General features: G+C 62.8%; 17 protein-coding genes. 12 read left to right on the top strand and 5 right to left on the bottom strand.

Annotation, left to right across the window (positions count from 1 at the left end; genetic code table 11):
• Positions 1–32 precede the first annotated feature (32 nt).
• Positions 33–1,817 carry an ArnT family glycosyltransferase gene (locus tag HUS66_RS05960; RefSeq protein WP_175070031.1) on the top strand — a complete coding sequence of 595 codons (1,785 nt, stop codon included), beginning with the start codon at positions 33–35 and terminating at the stop codon, positions 1,815–1,817.
• 30 nt (positions 1,818–1,847) lie between these two features.
• Here HUS66_RS05960 and HUS66_RS05965 read toward each other — a convergent pair whose 3' ends face one another.
• Positions 1,848–2,738: a LysR substrate-binding domain-containing protein gene (locus HUS66_RS05965; protein WP_175070032.1), complete on the bottom strand. Its 891-nt coding sequence runs from the start codon at positions 2,736–2,738 to the stop codon at positions 1,848–1,850.
• Positions 2,739–2,920: 182 nt separating this feature from the next.
• On the opposite strand from HUS66_RS05965, the gene HUS66_RS05970 reads away from it, so the two are divergent.
• The 3 genes from HUS66_RS05970 to HUS66_RS05980 all read left to right on the top strand — a co-directional run bounded on the left by HUS66_RS05970 (position 2,921) and on the right by HUS66_RS05980 (position 6,081).
• Positions 2,921–4,102 carry a TauD/TfdA family dioxygenase gene (locus tag HUS66_RS05970; RefSeq protein ID WP_175070033.1) on the top strand — a complete coding sequence of 394 codons (1,182 nt, stop codon included), beginning with the start codon at positions 2,921–2,923 and terminating at the stop codon, positions 4,100–4,102.
• Positions 4,103–4,220: 118 nt separating this feature from the next.
• Positions 4,221–5,162, top strand: coding sequence for an ABC transporter substrate-binding protein (locus HUS66_RS05975; RefSeq protein WP_175070034.1), 942 nt, complete (start codon positions 4,221–4,223; stop codon positions 5,160–5,162).
• Between the two features lie 142 nt (positions 5,163–5,304).
• Positions 5,305–6,081, top strand: coding sequence for a TVP38/TMEM64 family protein (locus HUS66_RS05980; protein ID WP_175070035.1), 777 nt, complete (start codon positions 5,305–5,307; stop codon positions 6,079–6,081).
• A gap of 140 nt (positions 6,082–6,221) precedes the next feature.
• Here the strand turns inward: HUS66_RS05980 and HUS66_RS05985 are convergent, their stop codons facing one another.
• Positions 6,222–7,562, bottom strand: a complete 1,341-nt coding sequence (locus HUS66_RS05985; RefSeq protein WP_282848281.1) for a glycosyltransferase — start codon at positions 7,560–7,562, stop codon at positions 6,222–6,224.
• Between the two features lie 230 nt (positions 7,563–7,792).
• Positions 7,793–8,746 carry a LysR family transcriptional regulator gene (locus tag HUS66_RS05990; RefSeq protein ID WP_175070036.1) on the bottom strand — a complete coding sequence of 318 codons (954 nt, stop codon included), beginning with the start codon at positions 8,744–8,746 and terminating at the stop codon, positions 7,793–7,795.
• 114 nt (positions 8,747–8,860) lie between these two features.
• Between HUS66_RS05990 and HUS66_RS05995 the strand changes: the two genes are divergently transcribed.
• Together HUS66_RS05995 and HUS66_RS06000 are read left to right on the top strand one after the other, a co-directional pair.
• The gene (locus tag HUS66_RS05995; protein WP_175070037.1) at positions 8,861–9,937 is read left to right on the top strand and encodes a tartrate dehydrogenase; all 1,077 of its coding nucleotides are present in this window, start codon (positions 8,861–8,863) and stop codon (positions 9,935–9,937) included.
• 83 nt (positions 9,938–10,020) lie between these two features.
• The gene (locus tag HUS66_RS06000) at positions 10,021–10,593 is read left to right on the top strand and encodes a lipocalin family protein (RefSeq protein WP_175070038.1); all 573 of its coding nucleotides are present in this window, start codon (positions 10,021–10,023) and stop codon (positions 10,591–10,593) included.
• 84 nt (positions 10,594–10,677) lie between these two features.
• Here HUS66_RS06000 and HUS66_RS06005 read toward each other — a convergent pair whose 3' ends face one another.
• Positions 10,678–12,210 (bottom strand): methyl-accepting chemotaxis protein, encoded by a 1,533-nt coding sequence (locus HUS66_RS06005; protein ID WP_175070039.1) that lies wholly within the window; start codon positions 12,208–12,210, stop codon positions 10,678–10,680.
• A gap of 353 nt (positions 12,211–12,563) precedes the next feature.
• Between HUS66_RS06005 and HUS66_RS06010 the strand changes: the two genes are divergently transcribed.
• From HUS66_RS06010 to HUS66_RS06035, 6 genes are all read left to right on the top strand, one after another.
• On the top strand, positions 12,564–13,610 hold the full coding sequence (locus tag HUS66_RS06010) for an SMP-30/gluconolactonase/LRE family protein (RefSeq protein WP_175070040.1): 1,047 nt from the start codon (positions 12,564–12,566) through the stop codon (positions 13,608–13,610).
• Positions 13,611–13,975: 365 nt separating this feature from the next.
• Entirely contained in the window at positions 13,976–14,965 is a 990-nt protein-coding gene (locus HUS66_RS06015) for a succinylglutamate desuccinylase (protein WP_175070041.1), read from the top strand.
• Between the two features lie 301 nt (positions 14,966–15,266).
• Complete coding sequence (locus tag HUS66_RS06020; RefSeq protein ID WP_175070042.1) at positions 15,267–16,037, top strand: ABC transporter ATP-binding protein; 771 nt, start codon at positions 15,267–15,269, stop codon at positions 16,035–16,037.
• Positions 16,038–16,065: 28 nt separating this feature from the next.
• The gene (locus tag HUS66_RS06025; RefSeq protein ID WP_175070043.1) at positions 16,066–16,770 is read left to right on the top strand and encodes an ABC transporter permease; all 705 of its coding nucleotides are present in this window, start codon (positions 16,066–16,068) and stop codon (positions 16,768–16,770) included.
• Positions 16,770–17,501, top strand: coding sequence for an ABC transporter permease (locus HUS66_RS06030; protein WP_175070044.1), 732 nt, complete (start codon positions 16,770–16,772; stop codon positions 17,499–17,501). Before HUS66_RS06025 ends, HUS66_RS06030 begins: the two co-directional genes overlap by 1 nt.
• 145 nt (positions 17,502–17,646) lie before the next feature.
• The gene (locus tag HUS66_RS06035) at positions 17,647–18,411 is read left to right on the top strand and encodes a transporter substrate-binding domain-containing protein (protein WP_175070122.1); all 765 of its coding nucleotides are present in this window, start codon (positions 17,647–17,649) and stop codon (positions 18,409–18,411) included.
• 112 nt (positions 18,412–18,523) lie between these two features.
• Here the strand turns inward: HUS66_RS06035 and cadR are convergent, their stop codons facing one another.
• Complete coding sequence (gene cadR / locus HUS66_RS06040; protein WP_175070045.1) at positions 18,524–19,015, bottom strand: Cd(II)/Pb(II)-responsive transcriptional regulator; 492 nt, start codon at positions 19,013–19,015, stop codon at positions 18,524–18,526.
• Positions 19,016–19,097: the final 82 nt, after the last annotated feature.

A 19,097-nucleotide genomic window follows, 5' to 3' on the forward strand; every position in this document is an offset into this window, starting at 1 on the left:
TTTACGTCTCGATACCTGCCGAGAGTTCCTCGATGCAACGTCCTGCTTACCTGCATGCCTCCTACCGTTACGGGTTCTGGTGGCTAGCCTTAGTGGCCCTGGGCCTGCTGGCTCTCGGCCTTGGCCTGCGCGACCCCTGGCCCGCCGATGAGCCACGCTTCGCGCTCAACGCTCTGGAAATGCTCAAGACCGGCCACTTCTGGCTGCCGCATCGTGGTGGCGAGCTCTATCCCGACAAGCCGCCGATCTTCATGTGGGCCACTGCCGCATCGATCGCCATCACCGGCTCGGTAAGACTCGGCTTTCTTCTGCCGTCACTGTTTGCCGCGCTGGGCACCCTGGCGCTGGTCACCGAGCTGACGAATCGCCTCTATGGCCGCCGGATAGCGCTACTGTCGGGCGCTGCCCTGCTATCGACCGTGCAGTTCGCGCTGCAGGCCAAGACCGCCCAGATCGATATGCTGGTCACGCTGTGGATCACGCTGGGGGCCTACGGGCTGATGCGGCACGCGCTGCTCGGTCCGGCAAGAGGCTGGTGGTACCTGGGCTGCGCTGCGATGGGGCTCGGCATCATCACCAAGGGAGTCGGTTTTCTGCCACTGCTGATGGTACCTGCCTGGGCGCTACTGGCCTGGCGTGGCAAGGCCACGCCACTACGCCTGAAGGAACTGGGGCTGGGCCTGGCACTGATGCTGGGCATCGCGGCCCTCTGGGTGGTGCCAATGGCGCTGATCACCACCTTCGGCGATGAACCGGGGATGGCCGCCTATCGCGACAACATCCTATTCAAGCAGACCGGCAAGCGCCTGGCCACCGCCTGGCACCATGTCAAACCCTGGCACTACTACATTGTCTCGGTGCTGCCCTGGGCCTGGCTGCCATTGGTACTGGGATTGCCCTGGGTGGTGCCGGCCTGGTGGCACCGCATCCGCCGCCTGGATGCCCGAGTGCTGCTGCCACTCAGCGGCACGCTGCTGGTCGTCGTGTTCTTCTCGCTGTCCCCGGGCAAGCGCGGGGTCTATATGCTGCCGACTTCGCCACTGCTGGTGCTGGCCATGGCTCCGCTGCTGCCGGGGCTTTTGTGCAAGCGAGGCCTGCATTGGCTTGCCGGTGGCTTGCTGGCCCTGCTCGGCGTCATCTTCCTGATGACCGGCCTGCTGGGCGCCCTCGGACTCCCGGCGCTGACCGAGCTTGCCGCCAAGTACGACGTCACGCCCTGGATCTGGTGGATCCTGCTGGGCGTCGCGGCGGTGGGGCTGCTCGTTTGGCTACGGCCGCGCCGCGGCATGCTGGGGCTGGCCGCCTGGCTGGCGGTATTCTGGGCGCTGTGGTCCACCTTTGGCTATCAACAGCTCGACCAGACTCGCTCACCCAGGGACATGATGCAGCGGGTGGTCCAGATCACCGGCCCTTCGGCCTGGCTGGCCCAACCCGACTTCGATGAAGAATTCCTGCTCCAGGCTCAACAGCCCAGCGTGCATTTTGGTTTTCACACCGACCAGGGCGCCCAATTCCTGCGGGCCTTTGACTGGCTCGCCCAGGCACCTGCCGAGCGCTGGATGCTGGTGCCCCAGGGCAAGGAAGATCAGATCGCCTGTGCCGACCTGAGCCAGGTCAGGGACCTTGGCCTGCAAAACAATGAACACTGGTGGCTGATCCCAGGACCGGCCTTCACGTCCTGCCAGGGTGATGCTGGGGCAGCACCGCTGTTCGTGGCGCCGACGACGGTCGAAGACGCCGCCGCAGCGGGCTATCAGCCGGCGACTCGCCAATGGCAAGGTGCCGTGTCAGCCGAGCCAGAGGAGGCAGGCAAATGAAGGGGCTGATGTCGACTGCTAGCTGGACGTCTACGCCGAGCCACCGACAGAGCGTTCTGGAAGCCCGTCCGCTAACCAAGTCCACAGCGCCTGGGCCGCCTCCCGCGGCTGACGGTTGGCCGGGCGCACCAGCCAGAAACGCTCGGCGCTGGGAACCGATAACCCAAACGGCTGAACCAGGTCGTCACGGCTCTCGACCAGCCGACGATGGGTAAGAGCGATGCCTCCTCCGGCGGCAGCCAGCGTCAGTGTCATGATCTGGGTATCGCAGATCAGCGTCGGGCAGTCGTTCTCGATTCCGGCGATGCCCGCCCGCTCCAGCCAGGCCGGCCAGCCTACCGCGAAGCCTGCCGCGTGGAGCAGGGTCTCCCCAGCCAGGTCCACCGGCCTCGCCAGACGGGCGGCCACCTGGGGCGAGCAGGCCGGCACCATCGCCTCATCGCCAAGCGATAGCGCCTCCATTCCCGTCCATTCTCCCGAACCGTAGCGAATCTCGAGATCGGCACCTTCCGGCCCGAAATCCTCCGGCCAGATCGCGCTAACCAGGCGCACCGCCACCGCGGGATGGATGCGATGAAAGGCCAACAGCCGAGGCGCCACCCAGTTCTGCTGCATCACCGGCGTGGTACGCAGGGTCACCGGCGCATTAGGGCTCGGCCCGAATACCTCGGCGGTGCCCTCAGCCAACCGCGCGAAGGCCTCGAGCACGCTTGGCAGCCAGGCCTTGCCGGCCGGGGTCAGGCTCAGGCTGCGCGGGTGGCGCACGAACAACTTCTGCCCCAGACGGTCCTCAAGCAGGCGAATGCGCTGGCTGATCGCGGCCTGGGTCACGTTCAACTCCTGGCCGGCAGCGGTAAAACTCATGGTCCGGGCGGCAGCTTCGAATGCCTGCAGCCAGATCAAGGGGGGCAGTTCCTTCATGTCAGTTCCCTCATGTCAGAACCTTCTTAACAAGCGCTTGATGACAACGCCTTCATGAAAAACCTCGTGATAAGCTCAGCTAGGGCTATGGGGCCAGATTAATCGTTTGTCGCAGCGTGACGCAATCGCCAGCATAGGCGACCTAATTCTCGTCACAGGCCACTGGCCAGCAGGAGTGCCCCATGACCGACGCCACGCTATCCGTCCCCGCAACGCCACGCCCCGTCATTGCGATGGGCGAACTCTCAGCGTATGCCGATGCACCGGCACTGACCGATGCACTCGCCAGCGGCGCCCGCGTCACCCTAAGCTGGAGCGATGGTGCACAGGCGCACTTCCCACTGATGTGGCTGCGCGACAACTGCGCCTGCGCGGCCTGCCGCCACCCGGTCACCCGCGAGCGCCTCTATGTTCCCCTGTCGCCAGCCACCGCTGCCCCGCAGGCCTCGCTTGACAACGGCAACCTGACCCTGGTCTGGCAGGATGGCCATGTGAGCGATTTCGATGCCGGTTGGCTTCACCAGCGCCGCCCCGGCCAGGAACCGGCGCCTGTCATCCCGACGCGTCGCCCCTGGGCCGTCGATTATGGTCCCGAGTGCATCGCCCATGCCGACTTCGTGGGCAACGCCGACGGCGAGCGTGCCTGGCTCACAGCCCTGTTGCGCGATGGCTTGGTGATGCTGGATGGGGGCCCATTGGCCGATGAAGAGGTCAGCCGCCTGGCCGAACGTATCGGCCCACTGCGCCCGACCAACTTCGGGGCCCGCTTCGACGTTCGCTCCAAACCCAATCCCAACAATGCCGCCTACACCGCCATCGGTCTGGCGCTGCATACCGACCTGCCCAACTGGCGCCAGCCGCCGGACATTCAACTGCTCTACTGCCTGGAGAATGAAGCCGGGGGTGGCGAGTCTATCTTCGCCGACGGCTTCGCGGCGGCCGAAACCCTGCGTCAGCAGGATCCCGAGGCCTTCCGGATCCTCAGCGAGACGCCGATCGACTTCCGCTTCCAGGACGAGGAGCAGGACATCAGTACCCGCGCGCCAGTGCTGTCAGTGGATCACGACGGCCAGCTGATCGAGGTACGCTTCAACAACTGGATTCGCGACAGCCTGCGCCTGCCGGCCCACGTCATCGATGCCTGGTACGACGCCTATCGCCAGTTCTGGCAGCTGCTGCATTCCTCGGCGCACCAGCTCGACTTTGCCTTGGCCCCGGGGCAGATGGTCGCCTTCGACAACCGTCGAGTGCTGCATGGCCGCCGCGCCTTCGACCCAAGCACCGGTCGGCGCCACCTGCAGGGCACCTACCTGGATCTGGACATGCTGGAATCGCGCCTGCGGGTGCTGTCTCGCCCCGGTTGACTCCCTGCTTTCCTGATGCCGTGACAACGGCGCAGCTCGCCTGAACAAGCAGCGCCATGGCTCGCCCGATAGGTGGAGTGATGGCCGTCCGAACAATAGACCATGCAAGGAGATGTTCATGAACACCGCACTGCGCACAACGCTTACCACCCTGTCGGTGCCTGCCGCACTGACGCTTTCCCTGCCGGCCCAGTCCGATGATGCGACTCTGGACTTCGGTGTGCCCGCCTGGCCGGGTATCACCGTCAAGACCGAAATCGCCAGCCAGTTGCTCAGCCCGCTAGGCTATGACACCAGGGTGCAATCACTTGGCATGCAGGTCATCTATCAGGGCATGCAGAGCGGCGACGTCGATCTCTTCCTCGGCGCCTGGTTGCCGGCCCAGGAGGATCTCTACACACCGCGCGTGGAAGATGGCAGCCTCAAGCGAGTGGCCAACAACGTCGATGGCGCTCGAATGACGCTGGCGGTCCCCGAGTATCTGTACGAGCAAGGCATCACCAGCTTCGCCGACCTGGACGCACAGCGCGAGGCCTTCGATGGCGAGATTTATGGCTTCGGCGCCGGCTCCGCGGCCAGTGAGATCCTTCACCAAGCCATCGATGAGGACGCCTGGGGGCTCGGCGACTGGGAACTGGTGGATACCAGCGTCGTTGGTATGCTCAGTGCGGCACGCAGCGCCATCAGCCGCGAGAAGCCTATCGTGTGGGTCGGCTGGACGCCCCATTGGATGAACCTCGAACTCCCAATGCGCTACCTCGAGGACCCCAACAACCTGTTTGGCGAGAACAATGGCGAGAGCGAGGTGCTAACCCTGATGCGGTCGGACTACGCCGAGACCCATCCCAATCTCGAGCACTTCTTCACTCAGTTCACCTTCAGCGCTGACCAGCAGAGTTGGATGATCAACGAGTACGGCCAGGAGGAACGAGACGTAGAAGACGTTGCACAACAATGGATCGCGGATCATCCCGAGCGTATCCAGGCCATGCTTGAGGGCGTGACCGACCGCGACGGCCGGCCCGCCTGGCCACAAGTACAGGACGCGCTGGCGCTGTAACGGCTCAGGGCCTCGCCCGCGCTCAAGGCCTTGAGCGCGGCACGGCATAGATCATCGCGCCCGGTGTGCCGCTTTGGCCGCCGGGCGCATTGTCGTATGCTATGGCGTCATTTGGCCTACCACCTGCAAGGATCTCGCCCGCATGCCACGCTCCTTACTGATGATTCTGCTCCTGCTCGTCACCCTGCTGGCGCTGGGAGGCCTGTGGCAGTGGCTGGCCATGCACGATGTATTGACCGTGGCACGGCTGCAGGCCATTGCGGCGGGGTCGGTGGCCTGGACTCAGACCCCCTGGGCGATTCTAGTGGTAGTGGCGGTCTATGCAGGTGCATCACTGGTGATGTTCCCGCTGAGCCTGCTGGTGGCGGTGACAGGTCTGCTCTTCGGTCCTTGGTGGGGCTTCGCCTACGCCCTCGCAGGCACGCTGGCGGCGTCGATGCTGACCTATGGTGTGGGCCGCCGGCTTGGCCGCGAGGCGCTGATGCGCTACGGCGGCCGACATCTCAAGGGGTTATCGCGCTACCTGGCAGGGCGAGGCATTCGCACCATGACGGTGGTCAATCTGCTGCCGCTGGCGCCCTTCACCCTGACCAATATGCTGGCCGGCGCCTTTCACCTGCGGTTCCGCGATTACCTGATCGGCTCGATCATCGGTATCGTGCCGGGGCTCGTCGGGGTCACGCTGCTGGGCAGCCAACTGGGGCAGCTGGTCACCGCCAACAATCAGAGCGAAATCGCCATGTCGCTTGGCGGCATTGCCCTTGGGGTGCTGGTACTGGTGGGGCTCAAGCGCTATGCCTCGCGCCGCCAGCAACGCGAGCCGGCCCGTTCGGCTCAAACACGGCGCCCTCCCGAACAAGCCGACACCCAGGATGCCACCCGCAGGCCGCAGGAACAGGGCGACTCGGCCAACTCATAAGGCGCCAACTCATGCGTTAGCGCCAACGGGCACCGACCTCTGCCGAGGCTGGTGCCCGTTTATGTGTTGCGCACTTCCGGTTGGTGCTTTCCACACTTGGCTTGCCCACTCTAGGCCTTCAAGTATCAGCCCTGGGCTCGCTATTTGGGGGCAACCTCCTTCGACTCCGACTCGTCATCCTCGTGGCCACGACCGATCAGTGGTTGCCAGTCGGCATGCTCCCACTCATCTTGCAAGATTGAGCGCAATATCCGGCCACGGTGACGCAGCATGTGCCACTCCGCGCCCAAGCGGCTGCGTACTCGATCCCAGGTACCGTCGTCGGCGTGGCTGAAGGGCCCCCCCACGGCAATGGCTTGGCGATAAACCTCCAGGCAGCGCTGGGCACAAGCGGTTTCATCGAAGGCTTGGGCGGTGGCCAGCGCCCCCTCGGCCATCGCCGACCGACACTCAGTGTCGGCAAGCGCCACCATGGCATCGGCCATTGCCTCACGGTCATCCTCGGGCAACAGCCTGCCATTACGGCCATCCTTGAGCACCTCGCGCACCCCGGGAGCGGCCACGCCCACCACCGGCAAGCCGGCGGCCATTGCCTCGACCACCACCATGCCCTGAGTCTCGCTATGGGAAGCGAAGCCGAAGACATCCATGGCGTGGTAGGCATCGATCAGCGACTGGCCCTGCAAACGCCCAGTGAAGTGCAGACGCGAGGCCACACCATAGCGCTCGGCGACCTCTTCCATCGCTTCACGGGCATCGCCGTCACCGACGATCAGGCAGTGGGCATCGGGCAGTTGCTCGAGCATGCATGACAGCGCCTCGGTGAGAAACGGCAGGTTCTTTTCCTTGGCAAGACGCCCCACATGCCCCACCACATAGGCCTCGCTTGGAATGCCAAACTCGCGGCGCAGTGCGGTACCGCCGCCCTGTGCGAAACGCCGGGTATCGACACCGCTGGGTACCACCCAGACATGCGGATTGGCATCCCGTTCGAAGAGCAGCTCACGGATACTTTCACTGGGCGCGATCACCGCCTCGCAAAGCCACGTGTACTGGGTGGAGAGGGCCACGGCGAAGCGCTGCATGCGCGGCGAATCGCCGGGCACGTAGTGGGTGTAGTGCTCGTACAAGGTGTGGTGGGTAAACACCAGCGGCAACCCATAGGTCTCGGCGGCCCGCGCTGCGGTATCGCCGAGCAGAAAAGGGTGATGCGAATGCACGATATCCGGATCGAAGGCTTCGATGGCCTCATAGAGCTGGCCGGGAATCGGCACCGGCAGCGAAAAGTCGCTGCCATTGAAATGCTGGACGGCGGCGACGCGTACCACGTCGTTCTCGTCCTCCGGCTGGCCGGTCAATTTGGGGGCCACCACCAGCACCCGATGCCCCTCGGCCTGCAGCCGTGTCTTCAGACGCTGAACGGACTCACTGACCCCGCCCACGATCGGACAGTAAGTGTTGGTGAACATCAGCACATTCACGCCATAGACTCCCTCGTCAGCGTTTCCTGGATGCGCCGGCCGCCTATCCTTGCATGACCTCGCCTTCCTCAAAGATAGGCGATGCGGTAAGAAAACCCAGACGGCACTCGACGGCGCAGATCATACACCCCATACGAGCCTGATCGCACTCGCCATTGCCAAAGCCAGCGCCAGGAACATGAACAAGAACAGGAACAAGAGCAGGAAATCGATCATGGTAACGCCGCGCCCTAAGGGGCTGGGGAACCCACCGGTGGCACCTGTGGAAACTCAGGCAGTGGCGGCACCCGGTCGACCATCGAGTGCTCGAGATAGTGGATGAAGGTGTGAATCCGCTGTGGCACATGGCGGCGTTGATCGAAGACGGCATGAAAATCGGCTCTGACGCCCTGCCAGCCCGGCATCAACTCGACCAGCCGCCCCGCCGCAAGATGCTCATGCACGTCCCACCAGGAACGCAGCATGACGCCATGGCCATCGATCGCCAGCTGCGTGATCACTTCACCGTCGTTACTCGCCATCTCGCCGCCGACCTTGACGCTGCGCGTCTGCCCTGCCTCACCGCGGGGCTCAAAGCGCCACAGAGCGAAGTCGCTGTCATTCTCACGAATCACCAGACAGCGGTGGTGCCCCAGATCCGCTGGCACCTCGAGTCTTGGCATGGCCTGACAATAGGACGGCGCCGCGCACAGCAGGCGACGATTGGCGAGAATTCGCCGCGCCACCAGCCGCGAATCCGGCGGCTCCCCCACCCGAATGCCGATATCGAAACCCTGATCGCTGAGGTTCATGGGGAAGTTGGTCAGTTCAAGCCAAGCGGACAGGGCCGGGTGATGCTGGCAGAACGACGACAGCAGCGGCGCGACATGGCAGCGGCCGAAGCCGAAAGTGGCATTGATACGCAGGCGACCCGAGAGATCGGCACGCCGGTCGCCGATGGTCTCCTCCAGCTCACCAAGGTCGTCGAGGATCAGGGCACCACGCCGACAATAGAGCTCGCCCTCGGCGGTCAGCGTCAGGCGACGGGTGGTGCGGTTGGCAAGCTCTACCCCCAGGCGCGATTCGATCTGCTTGAGGCGCTTGCTGACCGCCGACAGCGAGAGGCCCAGCTCGCGGGCGGTGGCGGTCAAGCTGCCGCATTGGGCCAGTCGCAGGAAAAAAGCCAGATCATCGAGTTGGGCCACGAATGCATTCTCCACTTGAACGCAACAATAACTTGCATTATAGCCTGATTATGCAGCGAACGGGTGCGGGTAGACTGAGGGACTCGCCACTCACCCCATTCAAGGAAGACACCCATGAGCCATCGTATCGCCATACTCGCCGGTGACGGCATCGGTAAAGAAGTCATGCCCGAGGGCGTGCGCGCTCTTGAGGCTGCCGCCAAACGCTTCGGCATCGAGCTTCAGCTCGAGCCGTTCGACTTCGCCAGCTGCGACTACTATCTCGAACACGGCCAGATGCTGCCGGACGACTGGCACGCGACCCTCGCCCAGTTCGACGCCATCTTCTATGGCGCCATCGGCTGGCCGGACAAGGTGCCCGACCACATTTCCCTTTGGGGCTCACTGCTCAAGTTTCGCCGCGAGTTCGATCAATACGTCAACCTGCGCCCTTGCCGCCTGCTGCCCGGTATCAAGAGCCCGCTGGCGGGCCGTGAACCGGGTGATATCGACTTCTACGTGGTGCGCGAGAACACCGAAGGCGAGTATTCGAGCGTCGGCGGCACCATGTTCGAGGGTACCGACCGCGAGGTGGTGATTCAGGAAACGGTGATGACCCGCCACGGCGTCGACCGAGTGCTCAAGTATGCCTTCGACCTGGCCGCCACCCGCCCCAGGAAAAAGCTGACCTCCGCCACCAAGTCCAACGGCATTGCCATTACCATGCCCTGGTGGGACAAACGTGTGACCGCCATGGGCCAACACTACCCAGACGTCAACGTCGATCAGTTCCACATCGACATTCTGACCGCCAATTTCGTGCTGCACCCCGATTGGTTCGACGTAGTGGTGGCCAGCAACCTGTTCGGCGACATCCTCTCCGATTTGGGCCCGGCCTGCACCGGCACCATCGGTGTGGCCCCCTCGGCCAATATCAACCCGGAGGGCACCTTCCCGAGCCTGTTCGAGCCGGTGCACGGCAGCGCACCGGATATCGCGGGCAAGCATATCGCCAACCCCATCGGCCAGATCTGGTCCGGCGCCATGATGCTAGAACATCTGGGGCACAAGGAAGCCGCCGATGCCATCGTTGCCGCCTTCGAGGCTGTCCTCGCCGCGGGGGATACCGCAGTGCTGACTCCTGACCTTCAAGGCACGGGCTCTACCCAGGCGCTGGGCCAGGCGATTGCCGCGCGGATCGCTGCCGGCTGATACCCCAGGACGGCCGACGGCCCTGGCGTCATATCATGAATCGCTTATGATGAAGGCTCATTACCTACCGTCCAGGAGCCGCCATGCCGCTTTGTGATCTGACTCGTCGGTCCTCGCCTCGCCGCTTCGCCGTCGCCCTGCCACTCGTCGCCGGGGGACTGCTTAGCGGGTGCACCGGCATCCCCGAAGGCACTCAGGCGGTCACGGGCTTCGATCTGGACCGTTATCTTGGGCACTGGCACGAGATCGCGCGACTCGATCACAGCTTCGAAGAAGGACTCGACTGCGTGACCGCCGACTACTCCCTGCGCGATGACGGCGGGGTGAAGGTGATCAACGCAGGCGTGAACCTCGAGACCGGCGAGCCCAACGTGGCCGAAGGCAAGGCTTACTTCATTGATGAGCCGAGCGTGGCACGCCTGAAAGTCAGCTTCTTCGGCCCCTTCTATGGGGGGTACAACGTGCTGGAACTCGACCCCGACTACCAGCACGCTCTGGTGGCCGGCCCCAATCGCGACTATCTGTGGATCCTGGCCCGTACCCCAACGATTGCCCCGGACACCTATCAAGCGCTGGTGGAGCGCGCCGCCGAACTCGACTTTGCCGTCGATGACCTGATCGAAGTCGAGCAGGGCCAGGCCTGCCCGAATCGCTGATCGGCCCACTCATTGCCCCAATGAAAAATCCCCCGGCATTTGCTGCCGGGGGATATGATGGCGCCGAATCAAAAGGCTTGCGTATCAGGCGCTGGAAGGCACGCGGAAGTGTCCGACGGACTTGTAGAGGTCCGTGGACTGGGACTCCAGAGAGCTCGCAGCAGCGGCTGCCTGTTGCACCAGTGACGCATTCTGTTGGGTCACCTGATCCATCTGGCTGACCGCCTGGTTGACCTGCTCGATGCCCGATGACTGCTCATTGGACGCCGCCGAAATTTCCTTCATCAGATCGGTGACCTTCTGGGCGCTGTCACGGATGTCGACCATGCCGGCATCGGCCTGATCGACCAGCTTCACGCCCGACCCGACCTGTTCCGTCGACCGCTCGATCAGGGTTCGGATATCCCGGGCAGCACTGGCCGAACGACCGGCCAGGTTACGCACTTCGTTGGCCACCACGGCAAAGCCGCGTCCCTGTTCGCCGGCTCTTGCCGCCTCGACCGAGGCATTGAGCGCCAGCAGATTGGTCTGGAAGGTGATGTCGTCGATCATGGTGATGATGCTGGCGATCTCTTGAGAGCTCTCGCGGATTTCCCCCATCGCCGCCACCACCTGAGAAATGGTCTGCTGGCCGCTGGCCACCGACTCGGTGGTGTAAGACGAGAGCTGGCTGGCATGCTCAGCGTTTTCGGCATTCTGCCGCACGGTAGCGGTCAGCTCTTCCATGCTAGAGGCGGTTTCTGCAAGCGATGCCGCCTGCTGCTCGGTGCGAGCGGAAAGGTCGTTGTTGCCCTGGGCAATTTCACTGGTCCCCGTATCGATCGACTCACTGGACTGGCGAATCTTCGCGATCATCGCCGACAGTTCCAGGCGCATGCGTTCGATTTCATACATCAGGCTGCTTTCATCGCCCTGCCGCAGCGCTGTGGGCTGGGTCAGATCCCCTTGGGCGATATGACTCACGACGCTTGCCGCCAGCTTCGGCTCGCCGCCCAGGCTGCGGTATACGCTTTTAATCAACAGCAGGAAGGCGGCCGTAAGGGCACCACCGGCGATCAGCAGAATGATGGTGTATTGGCCTAGCTTCTTGTAGAAAGCCGCCTGGATGTCATCGGTATAGACCCCCGCCGCCATATTCCAGCCCCAGGGCTCGAACCGCTCGACATAGCTAACCTTGGAGAGCAGGGAGGAGCCATCATCTTTGCTACGCAAGGAGTGATACTGCAAGAAGCCCCCGCCGTTGCCCGCGAGCGTCGCGAGCTCGCCATAGACAGCCACACCGTTGGGGTCCTGATAATCACTCATATCGGAGCCCGCATCCCGACGCGGGTGGTAGACGATATCGGCCTGCGCATCGAACACGAAAACATAGTTTGAGCGGTTGGCCCCGAAGCGCATGGCATCCAGGTCATAGACCGCCAGTTGCTGGGCCTCGTCCATACTCAACTCGCCGGACTCGACACGCTCGGCGTAGCCGTCTAGCAGGGTGTGCACCATGCCGATGGTGCTCGACAGGGCTTGCTGGCGCTCTTCATACATCACGTCTCGGTTCTGCAACGCCATACTGAAGACGATGCCAATCATCACCACCCACATCAGGGCAAGCGTCAGCCACATCTTGCGCTTGAGTGTCCACTTCGTCGTTCTGACGGACCTTCCCCTTGATGCCGCTGACGCCCCTGTGTCGGCATGCGACGCATCATGCAAGGCAACTGCTCCACTCGTACTCATCTCATTGATACTCCCTTTCACTCTGAGCCCGAATGGCTCCTAGTGCTTGCGTCCTAAGGTTTTCTGCAAGAAGCAATATCGGCGCATGGCATAGGGATCTTTAGCCTTTCGTCTTGCATGCACTACCCAGCCAACAGATCGCTGACTACACACAATGTCTGACATACGGAAATAAGGATTCAACATACGCTAGAAATGGCACCGGCAAAGTCGGTTCACTCACAGCAAAGGAACAGCTCATGACACGACTTCTCGGACATCAGCTAGGTAGGCGCCAGTTTCTCACTGGCTCGGCCGCCCTCGGCGCGGCCATGACCGCGCCAAGCATCATGGCAGGAGGGCTTACCGGCGCCCCGCCATCACGCTATCCGATCGAGGCCTGGCAATCTCTGGACGACCGCTTCGATCGCTACATGCTGTTCAACTCACCACTCGAGCGCCATTGGAGCGGTGGGCTGTGGCTGGAGGGGCCGGCCTGGAATGCCGTGGGCCGCTATGCGGTGTTCAGCGATATCCCCAGGGCGCGCCAAATGCGCTGGGACGAGGCTACCGGCCAGGTCAGCGTGCTGCGCCATGAGGTCGGTCATTCCAACGGCAATGCCTTCGATGCCCAAGGGCGCCTGGTGGCCTGCGAGCATTCCCCCGCGCGGGTGGTGCGCTATGAATGGGATGGCAGCGTCAGCGTGCTGGCCGATCAGTTCAACGGCAAGCGCTTCAACGCCCCAAATGATCTCGTGACACTGAAAAGTGGCGGTATCATCTTCACGGACCCCGGCTATGGTGCTCACGTCGACTACGAGGGGCATCGCCGCGAGCTGGAGCTGGATACTGCCGTTTACTACTGGGAAGACGGCATGGACCAGCCCAAGGTGCTGACCACGGAGCTTTACAAGCCCAATGGCATTGCCCTGGGGCCGGATGGCAAGACGCTCTATGTGACCGATACGGCACCCTCTCACTACCCCGACCAACCCGCCACCATCAACCGTTTCACCCTCGCAGACGATGGCAAGCGTCTCGAAAAGGCGCACCGTCTGGTGGCCAGTAAAAGCGAAGGCTATGACGGCATGACGGTCGACATGGATGGCAACCTCTGGGTCGGTACATCTGGCGGAGAAGGCGCCGACGGCGTCAGCATCTTCGCTTCGGATGGCGTGCTGATCGGTCGCATTCTGCTGCCGGAAGTCTGCGCCAACGTCTGCTTTGTCGGCGATGATCGCAATCGGCTGCTGATGACCGCCAGTCAATCGATCTATACGATCTATACAGGCGCCCGCGGCACCTGAGCGCGAAGTTTGTCACACCGACGCCATGCCCCAACAGCCAGGCGGTCTGCACAGGACGCCTGGCTTGTTTGCCTCCCCACCTCGCCTCACTCCCAGCTGCTCTCGCTTTCACGTTCGCACCGATCATTTTCATCAGCCCGACGTCTGGCCTTGTCGCCACTACAATGGATTCGGAAAGTGGTGCTCAATCGTCGCCCGGCGACTGTCTCAAGACGGCCATCATGACAACAATCTCATGCCAACAATCCGACAAGCAGGCGTCTACATGACTTTTGACTCGCACGCTCCCGCTTCCTATTGTAAGCCGCTGCTGACCACGGCCTCTATCCTCACCAACAGCCGTGCGCACCATGCTGGGATTCCGCATGCTGGATAACTGGCTCAATCAACTGCTCGATGACGTCGCGCCATCAAGCGATCATGGACGCCTGCCCTTCGGGCACTACCGGCTGCACGGCCCCGGCATCCTCGAACTTATTCCCAATCAGGTGCAGCCCGACGCTCGGGCCTGTGTGCTGTCGGCAGCGGTGCATGGCAATGAGACGGCGCCGGTGGAACTCATCGGCGAGCTGATCTCGCGTCTCGAGGCCGGTCTGATCCGCCTCGGCGCACCGGTGCTGATCCTGATCGGCAACCCGCCAGCGCTGCGGGCCGGCGAGCGCTTCATCACCACCAACCTCAACCGGCTGTTCAAGCGCGATCTCACCGCGAGCGGCGAGGAACCGGACCGGGCCCGCACCCTGATGGCGGCCGTGGATGACTTCTTCACCCGACATGCGACACTGCCAGCGCTGCACTATGACCTGCACACGGCGATCCGCGACAGTCGCTATCCGCGCTTCGCGGTGGAGCCCTTCACCGAAGCCGTAGCCACCGAGGCCGCCCAGTGGCAGTGGCTATCCGGGGCCGGCATCCAGGCGGTGCTCCATCAGCACTGTCATAGCTGGACCTTCTCTCATTACTCGCGCCACTACCATGGCGCACAGGCGTTTACCCTGGAGCTTGGTCGCGTCGCTCCGTTCGGCGAAAATGATCTGCGCGCCCTGCGCCCCATGCGCGCACTGCTGGAGGCGCTGACCGAAGGTCATGCGCCACCGGGGGCGCCAACCCAGGCCATGAGCTTCTTTCGTGTCGAGCATGAGCTCATGCGTGAATCCGAGGACTTCGCCCTGTGTTTCGATGAGGCCACGCCGAACTTCAACGAATTCGCCCCCGGCGAACGGCTCGCCCGTGATGCCAAGGCCGGTGACTATGTGGTCGGACAGCATCCGCAGCGGGTGGTCTTCCCCAATGCCAAGGTAGAGGTCGGCGCACGTGCCGCGCTGCTGGTCGTCGAGGTGGCGCCGCCGACCTGAGACCGGCGAAGGATCAACAACACCAGGAACCCTACGCCTGTCGGCGACGGCCGATAGGCTGCGACACAAACACCCGACTCAAAATCATTAGAATTATATACATTAAAACAACAAGTTAGAGGAATTCCCCATGTTTCCCCACGCGCCCGATCTAGACAAAAGTCGTAGCACGCCAACTAAGATAGATTCTGAAACGCCGTTCTTGGGCTGATAGAATCGCCCCCTTTTCGCGCCAGCCACGCTGACTCCCTGCCCTGCCGTCATCCCCGGCACGAGGCCCCCTGCACTGGAGCTCGAATCCATGGCCGCTACGCCTATTCCCCTGGAAGTACGTAACATCAAGAAACGCTTCGGTGATACCGAAGTGCTGAAAGGCCTGTCGCTCAAGGCCAAGAAAGGCGATGTCATCACCCTGATCGGTGCCTCCGGTTCCGGCAAGAGCACCTTCCTGCGCTGCATGAACCTGCTCGAACAACCCGACGAAGGCGATCTGGTCGTCCACGGCGAAGACATCCGCTTCAAGATGACCAAGCACGGTCGCGAACCGGCCGATTGGAAACAAGTAGTCGACATGCGTGCCAAGCTGTCGATGGTCTTCCAGAGCTTCAACCTCTGGGCCCACATGACGCTGCTCGAGAACATCATCGAGGCGCCGATCCATGTGCTCGGCAAGTCCAAGCAGGACGCCATCGCACATGCCCGGGAGCTGCTCGAGCGGGTTGGGCTGGCCGAGCGCGCCGACTACTATCCGGCGCAGATGTCCGGCGGCCAGCAGCAACGCGGCGCCATCGCGCGGGCGCTGGCCATGGACCCCGAAGTGATGCTGTTCGATGAGCCGACCTCGGCGCTGGACCCGGAGCTGGTCGGCGACGTGCTCAAGGTCATGCGCGACCTCGCCAAGGAAGGCCGCACCATGATCGTGGTCACCCACGAGATGGCCTTCGCCCGTGATGTCTCCACCGAGGTGATCTACCTGCACCAGGGTCAGGTCGAAGAAGCCGGGCCTCCCGATGAGGTACTCGGCAACCCCAAGTCCGAGCGCCTCAAGCAGTTCCTGGCGCCCAAGCACTGATGCGCTGCCTCGGGACAAGGAGACACACATGATCGACCTGCATGGCTACGGCCCGCGCCTGTTCGAAGGCGCCATGATCACCATCCAGCTAGGGGTACTGTCGCTGATTCTCTCGGTGATACTCGGCCTGCTCACCGCCAGCGCAAAGATGTCGCGCAGCTGGCTTTTGCATCGCATCGGTACCCTCTACACCACCATCATCCGCGGCGTGCCGGACCTGGTGCTGATGATGCTGCTGTTCTTCGGCGGCCAGATCGGTATCAACCAGGTCACCGACTGGCTCTATTACCAGTTCGATATCGACATCTTCATCAACGTCAACGAGTTCGTGGCCGGGGTACTGACCATCGGCCTGATCTTCGGTGCCTACATGGGCGAGACCTTCCGTGGCGCCTTCATGGCGGTCGATAACGGCCAGATCGAGGCCGGTCGCGCCTATGGCATGACCAACTGGCTGGTGTTTCGGCGCATCCGCTTCCCACTGATGATGCGCCATGCGCTGCCAGGCCTGTCGAACAACTGGATGGTACTGCTCAAGACCACCGCGCTGGTGTCGGTGATCGGGCTTTCCGACATGGTGCGCGTGGCCGCCGAGGCCTCCAAGGCCACCCGCGAGCCCTTCACCTTCATGCTGATCGTTGCCGGCATCTATCTACTGATCGCCAGCGTCTCCGAGTGGGGCTTCGCTCGGCTGCAGAAACGCTATGACGTCGGCTTTGGGGAGAGCAACTAATGGAATCGCTCACGACCTGGATCGAGGGGCTGCTGGCCGACAACACCATCTTCACCCTGCAGACCCTCTCCTACTACGGCGAAGGCTTGACGACCACCGTCCAGCTGGTATTTCTGTCGCTGATCATCGGCCTGGTACTGGCGGTGCCGTTGGCCATCGGGCGCGGCTCCAAGCATCAGTGGATCAAGATGCCGATCTTCTTCTACTGCTATGTGTTCCGTGGCACGCCGCTACTGGTGCAGCTTTACCTGATCTATTATGGGGTGGTCTTCATCGACGGCATTCAGGACACCTGGTTGTGGGTGATCCTCGAGAAACCCTTCGTCCCAGCGCTGATCGCCTTCACGCTGAACACCGCCGCCTACACCACCGAGATCTTCCGCGGCGCCATCAAGTCCACCGCTCGAGGCGAGATCGAGGCAGCCCGTGCCTATGGCATGTCCTGGTGGCTGATGATGCGGCGCATCGTGCTGCCCAGCGCCTTCCGTCGCGCCCTGCCGGCCTACGGCAACGAGGTGATCTTCATGCTGCATGCCAGCGCGATCGCCAGCGTGGTCACGATCATGGATCTGACCGGGGCGGCCCGCTTCGTCTATGCGCGCTTCTATGCGCCCTTCGATGCGTTCCTGTTCGTGGCAGCGATCTATCTTTGCCTGACCTTCAGCATCCTCTACCTGTTCCGCTATCTCGAGAAGCGCCTTCTGGCGCACCTCAAACCATCGGGACAGTAACGGCTTAGCGTCAAACAAGCGTTGGAAAGCAGGGTAATATTGCACCTGCTTTCCCCTTCCGACCGTACCCGGGGTGCGCTATCTTGGGCGGCGGACATCACCCACGAGGTGATTCACTACAATAACGGAGACATCCTCCATGAAGATCCAGACAGTCCTCGGCATCAGCCTGATCGGCGCCACCCTCTTCGCCGGCAGCGCCAACGCCGACGTCCGCGACATCCGCATCGGCGTCGATGTCCCCTACGAACCGATGGAATTCCGCACACCCGATGGCGAGCTGACCGGCTTCGACATCGAGCTGGGCAATGCGCTTTGCGCCGAGATCGGCATTCAGTGCGAGTGGGTCGTGCAGGGTTGGGACGGCATCATCCCCGGCCTGATGGCCCGCAAGTACGACGCCATCATGTCGTCCATGACCATCAACGACGATCGCCGCAAGCAGGTGCTGTTCTCCGACCCGTACTTCACGCCGCCGTCCGCCTGGTTCGCTCCGGCCTCCAGCGACATCGAAGTGCCCTATCCGCAGACGCTGGAAGGCAAGACCATCGGTGTGCAGCGCGGTACCCTGCAGGACAACTATGTCACCGACAACTTCGGCGACGTGGCCGACGTAAACCGCTACGCCACCGCGGACGACATGGTCTTGGACATGGATGCCGGTCGCCTGGACATCGTCTTCCTCGATTTCCCGGTTGGCAAGGCGACGCTGATCGACAGCAACGCCGGCAACTACAAGGTCATCGGCGAAATGATCACCGAGCCCAAGGAATACTTCGGTGACGGCTTCGGCATCGCCTTCCGCCAGCGCGACGAAGAGCTGGCTAACGCCTTCAACGAGGCGCTTGCCACCTTGAAGGACAACGGCACCTACGAGGACATCTACAGCGACTACTTCGGCGCGAAGTAAGTCGCGACGCGTAAGCCTCAGCTTTTGCCTGGCAAGACAGCGGCCCCGATACGTTCGGGGCCGTTTGCGTTTGTATCGACGTCTACCAGTAGCCGGTCTCTTGGCTAGCCATTCAGCCCCGTGGATGCTCCCGGAGTGGATGCTCCCGGGGCGGATGCACCCCAGGCACATGACCACTCTCCTCCCCTGAAACCAGGCCGACCTCGTCTCCCGGGGGCCGGGACAACTCCTTGAGAATGCCGCACTCACTGGCGGGGCGCTGGCCCTGACAGCGTGCCCGCAGTGCCACGAGCGACTGCTCGAGGGCCTGCAGCTTGGCAATGCGATCCGCCACGTGGGTCAGGTGGGCATCGATCAGGGCGTCGGCCTCGTGGCAAGGCTGTTCCGGGTGGTCATGGCAATCCAGCAGGGCACGAATCTCGTCCAGGGTCATATCCAGCACCCGGCAATGCCGGATGAAGGCCAGCCGCTCGGCGTGGGTCTCGCCGTAGAGCCGGTAGTTGCCCGCCGTACGGGCGGGCTCGGGCAAGAGCCCTTCACGTTCGTAATAGCGGATGGTGACGACGCGACAGCCGCTACGCTTTGCCAGTTCACCGATCTTCATGGTCACGTTCTCCTGGGCGGGAATGAAGGGCTGAAATCAAGGGCCGGGATGAGGGACTTTCCTGCAAGACTTGACCCTATAC

It is taken from the genome of Onishia taeanensis (genome assembly GCF_013349955.1).
Classification (GTDB): Bacteria; Pseudomonadota; Gammaproteobacteria; order Pseudomonadales; family Halomonadaceae; genus Onishia; species Onishia taeanensis_B.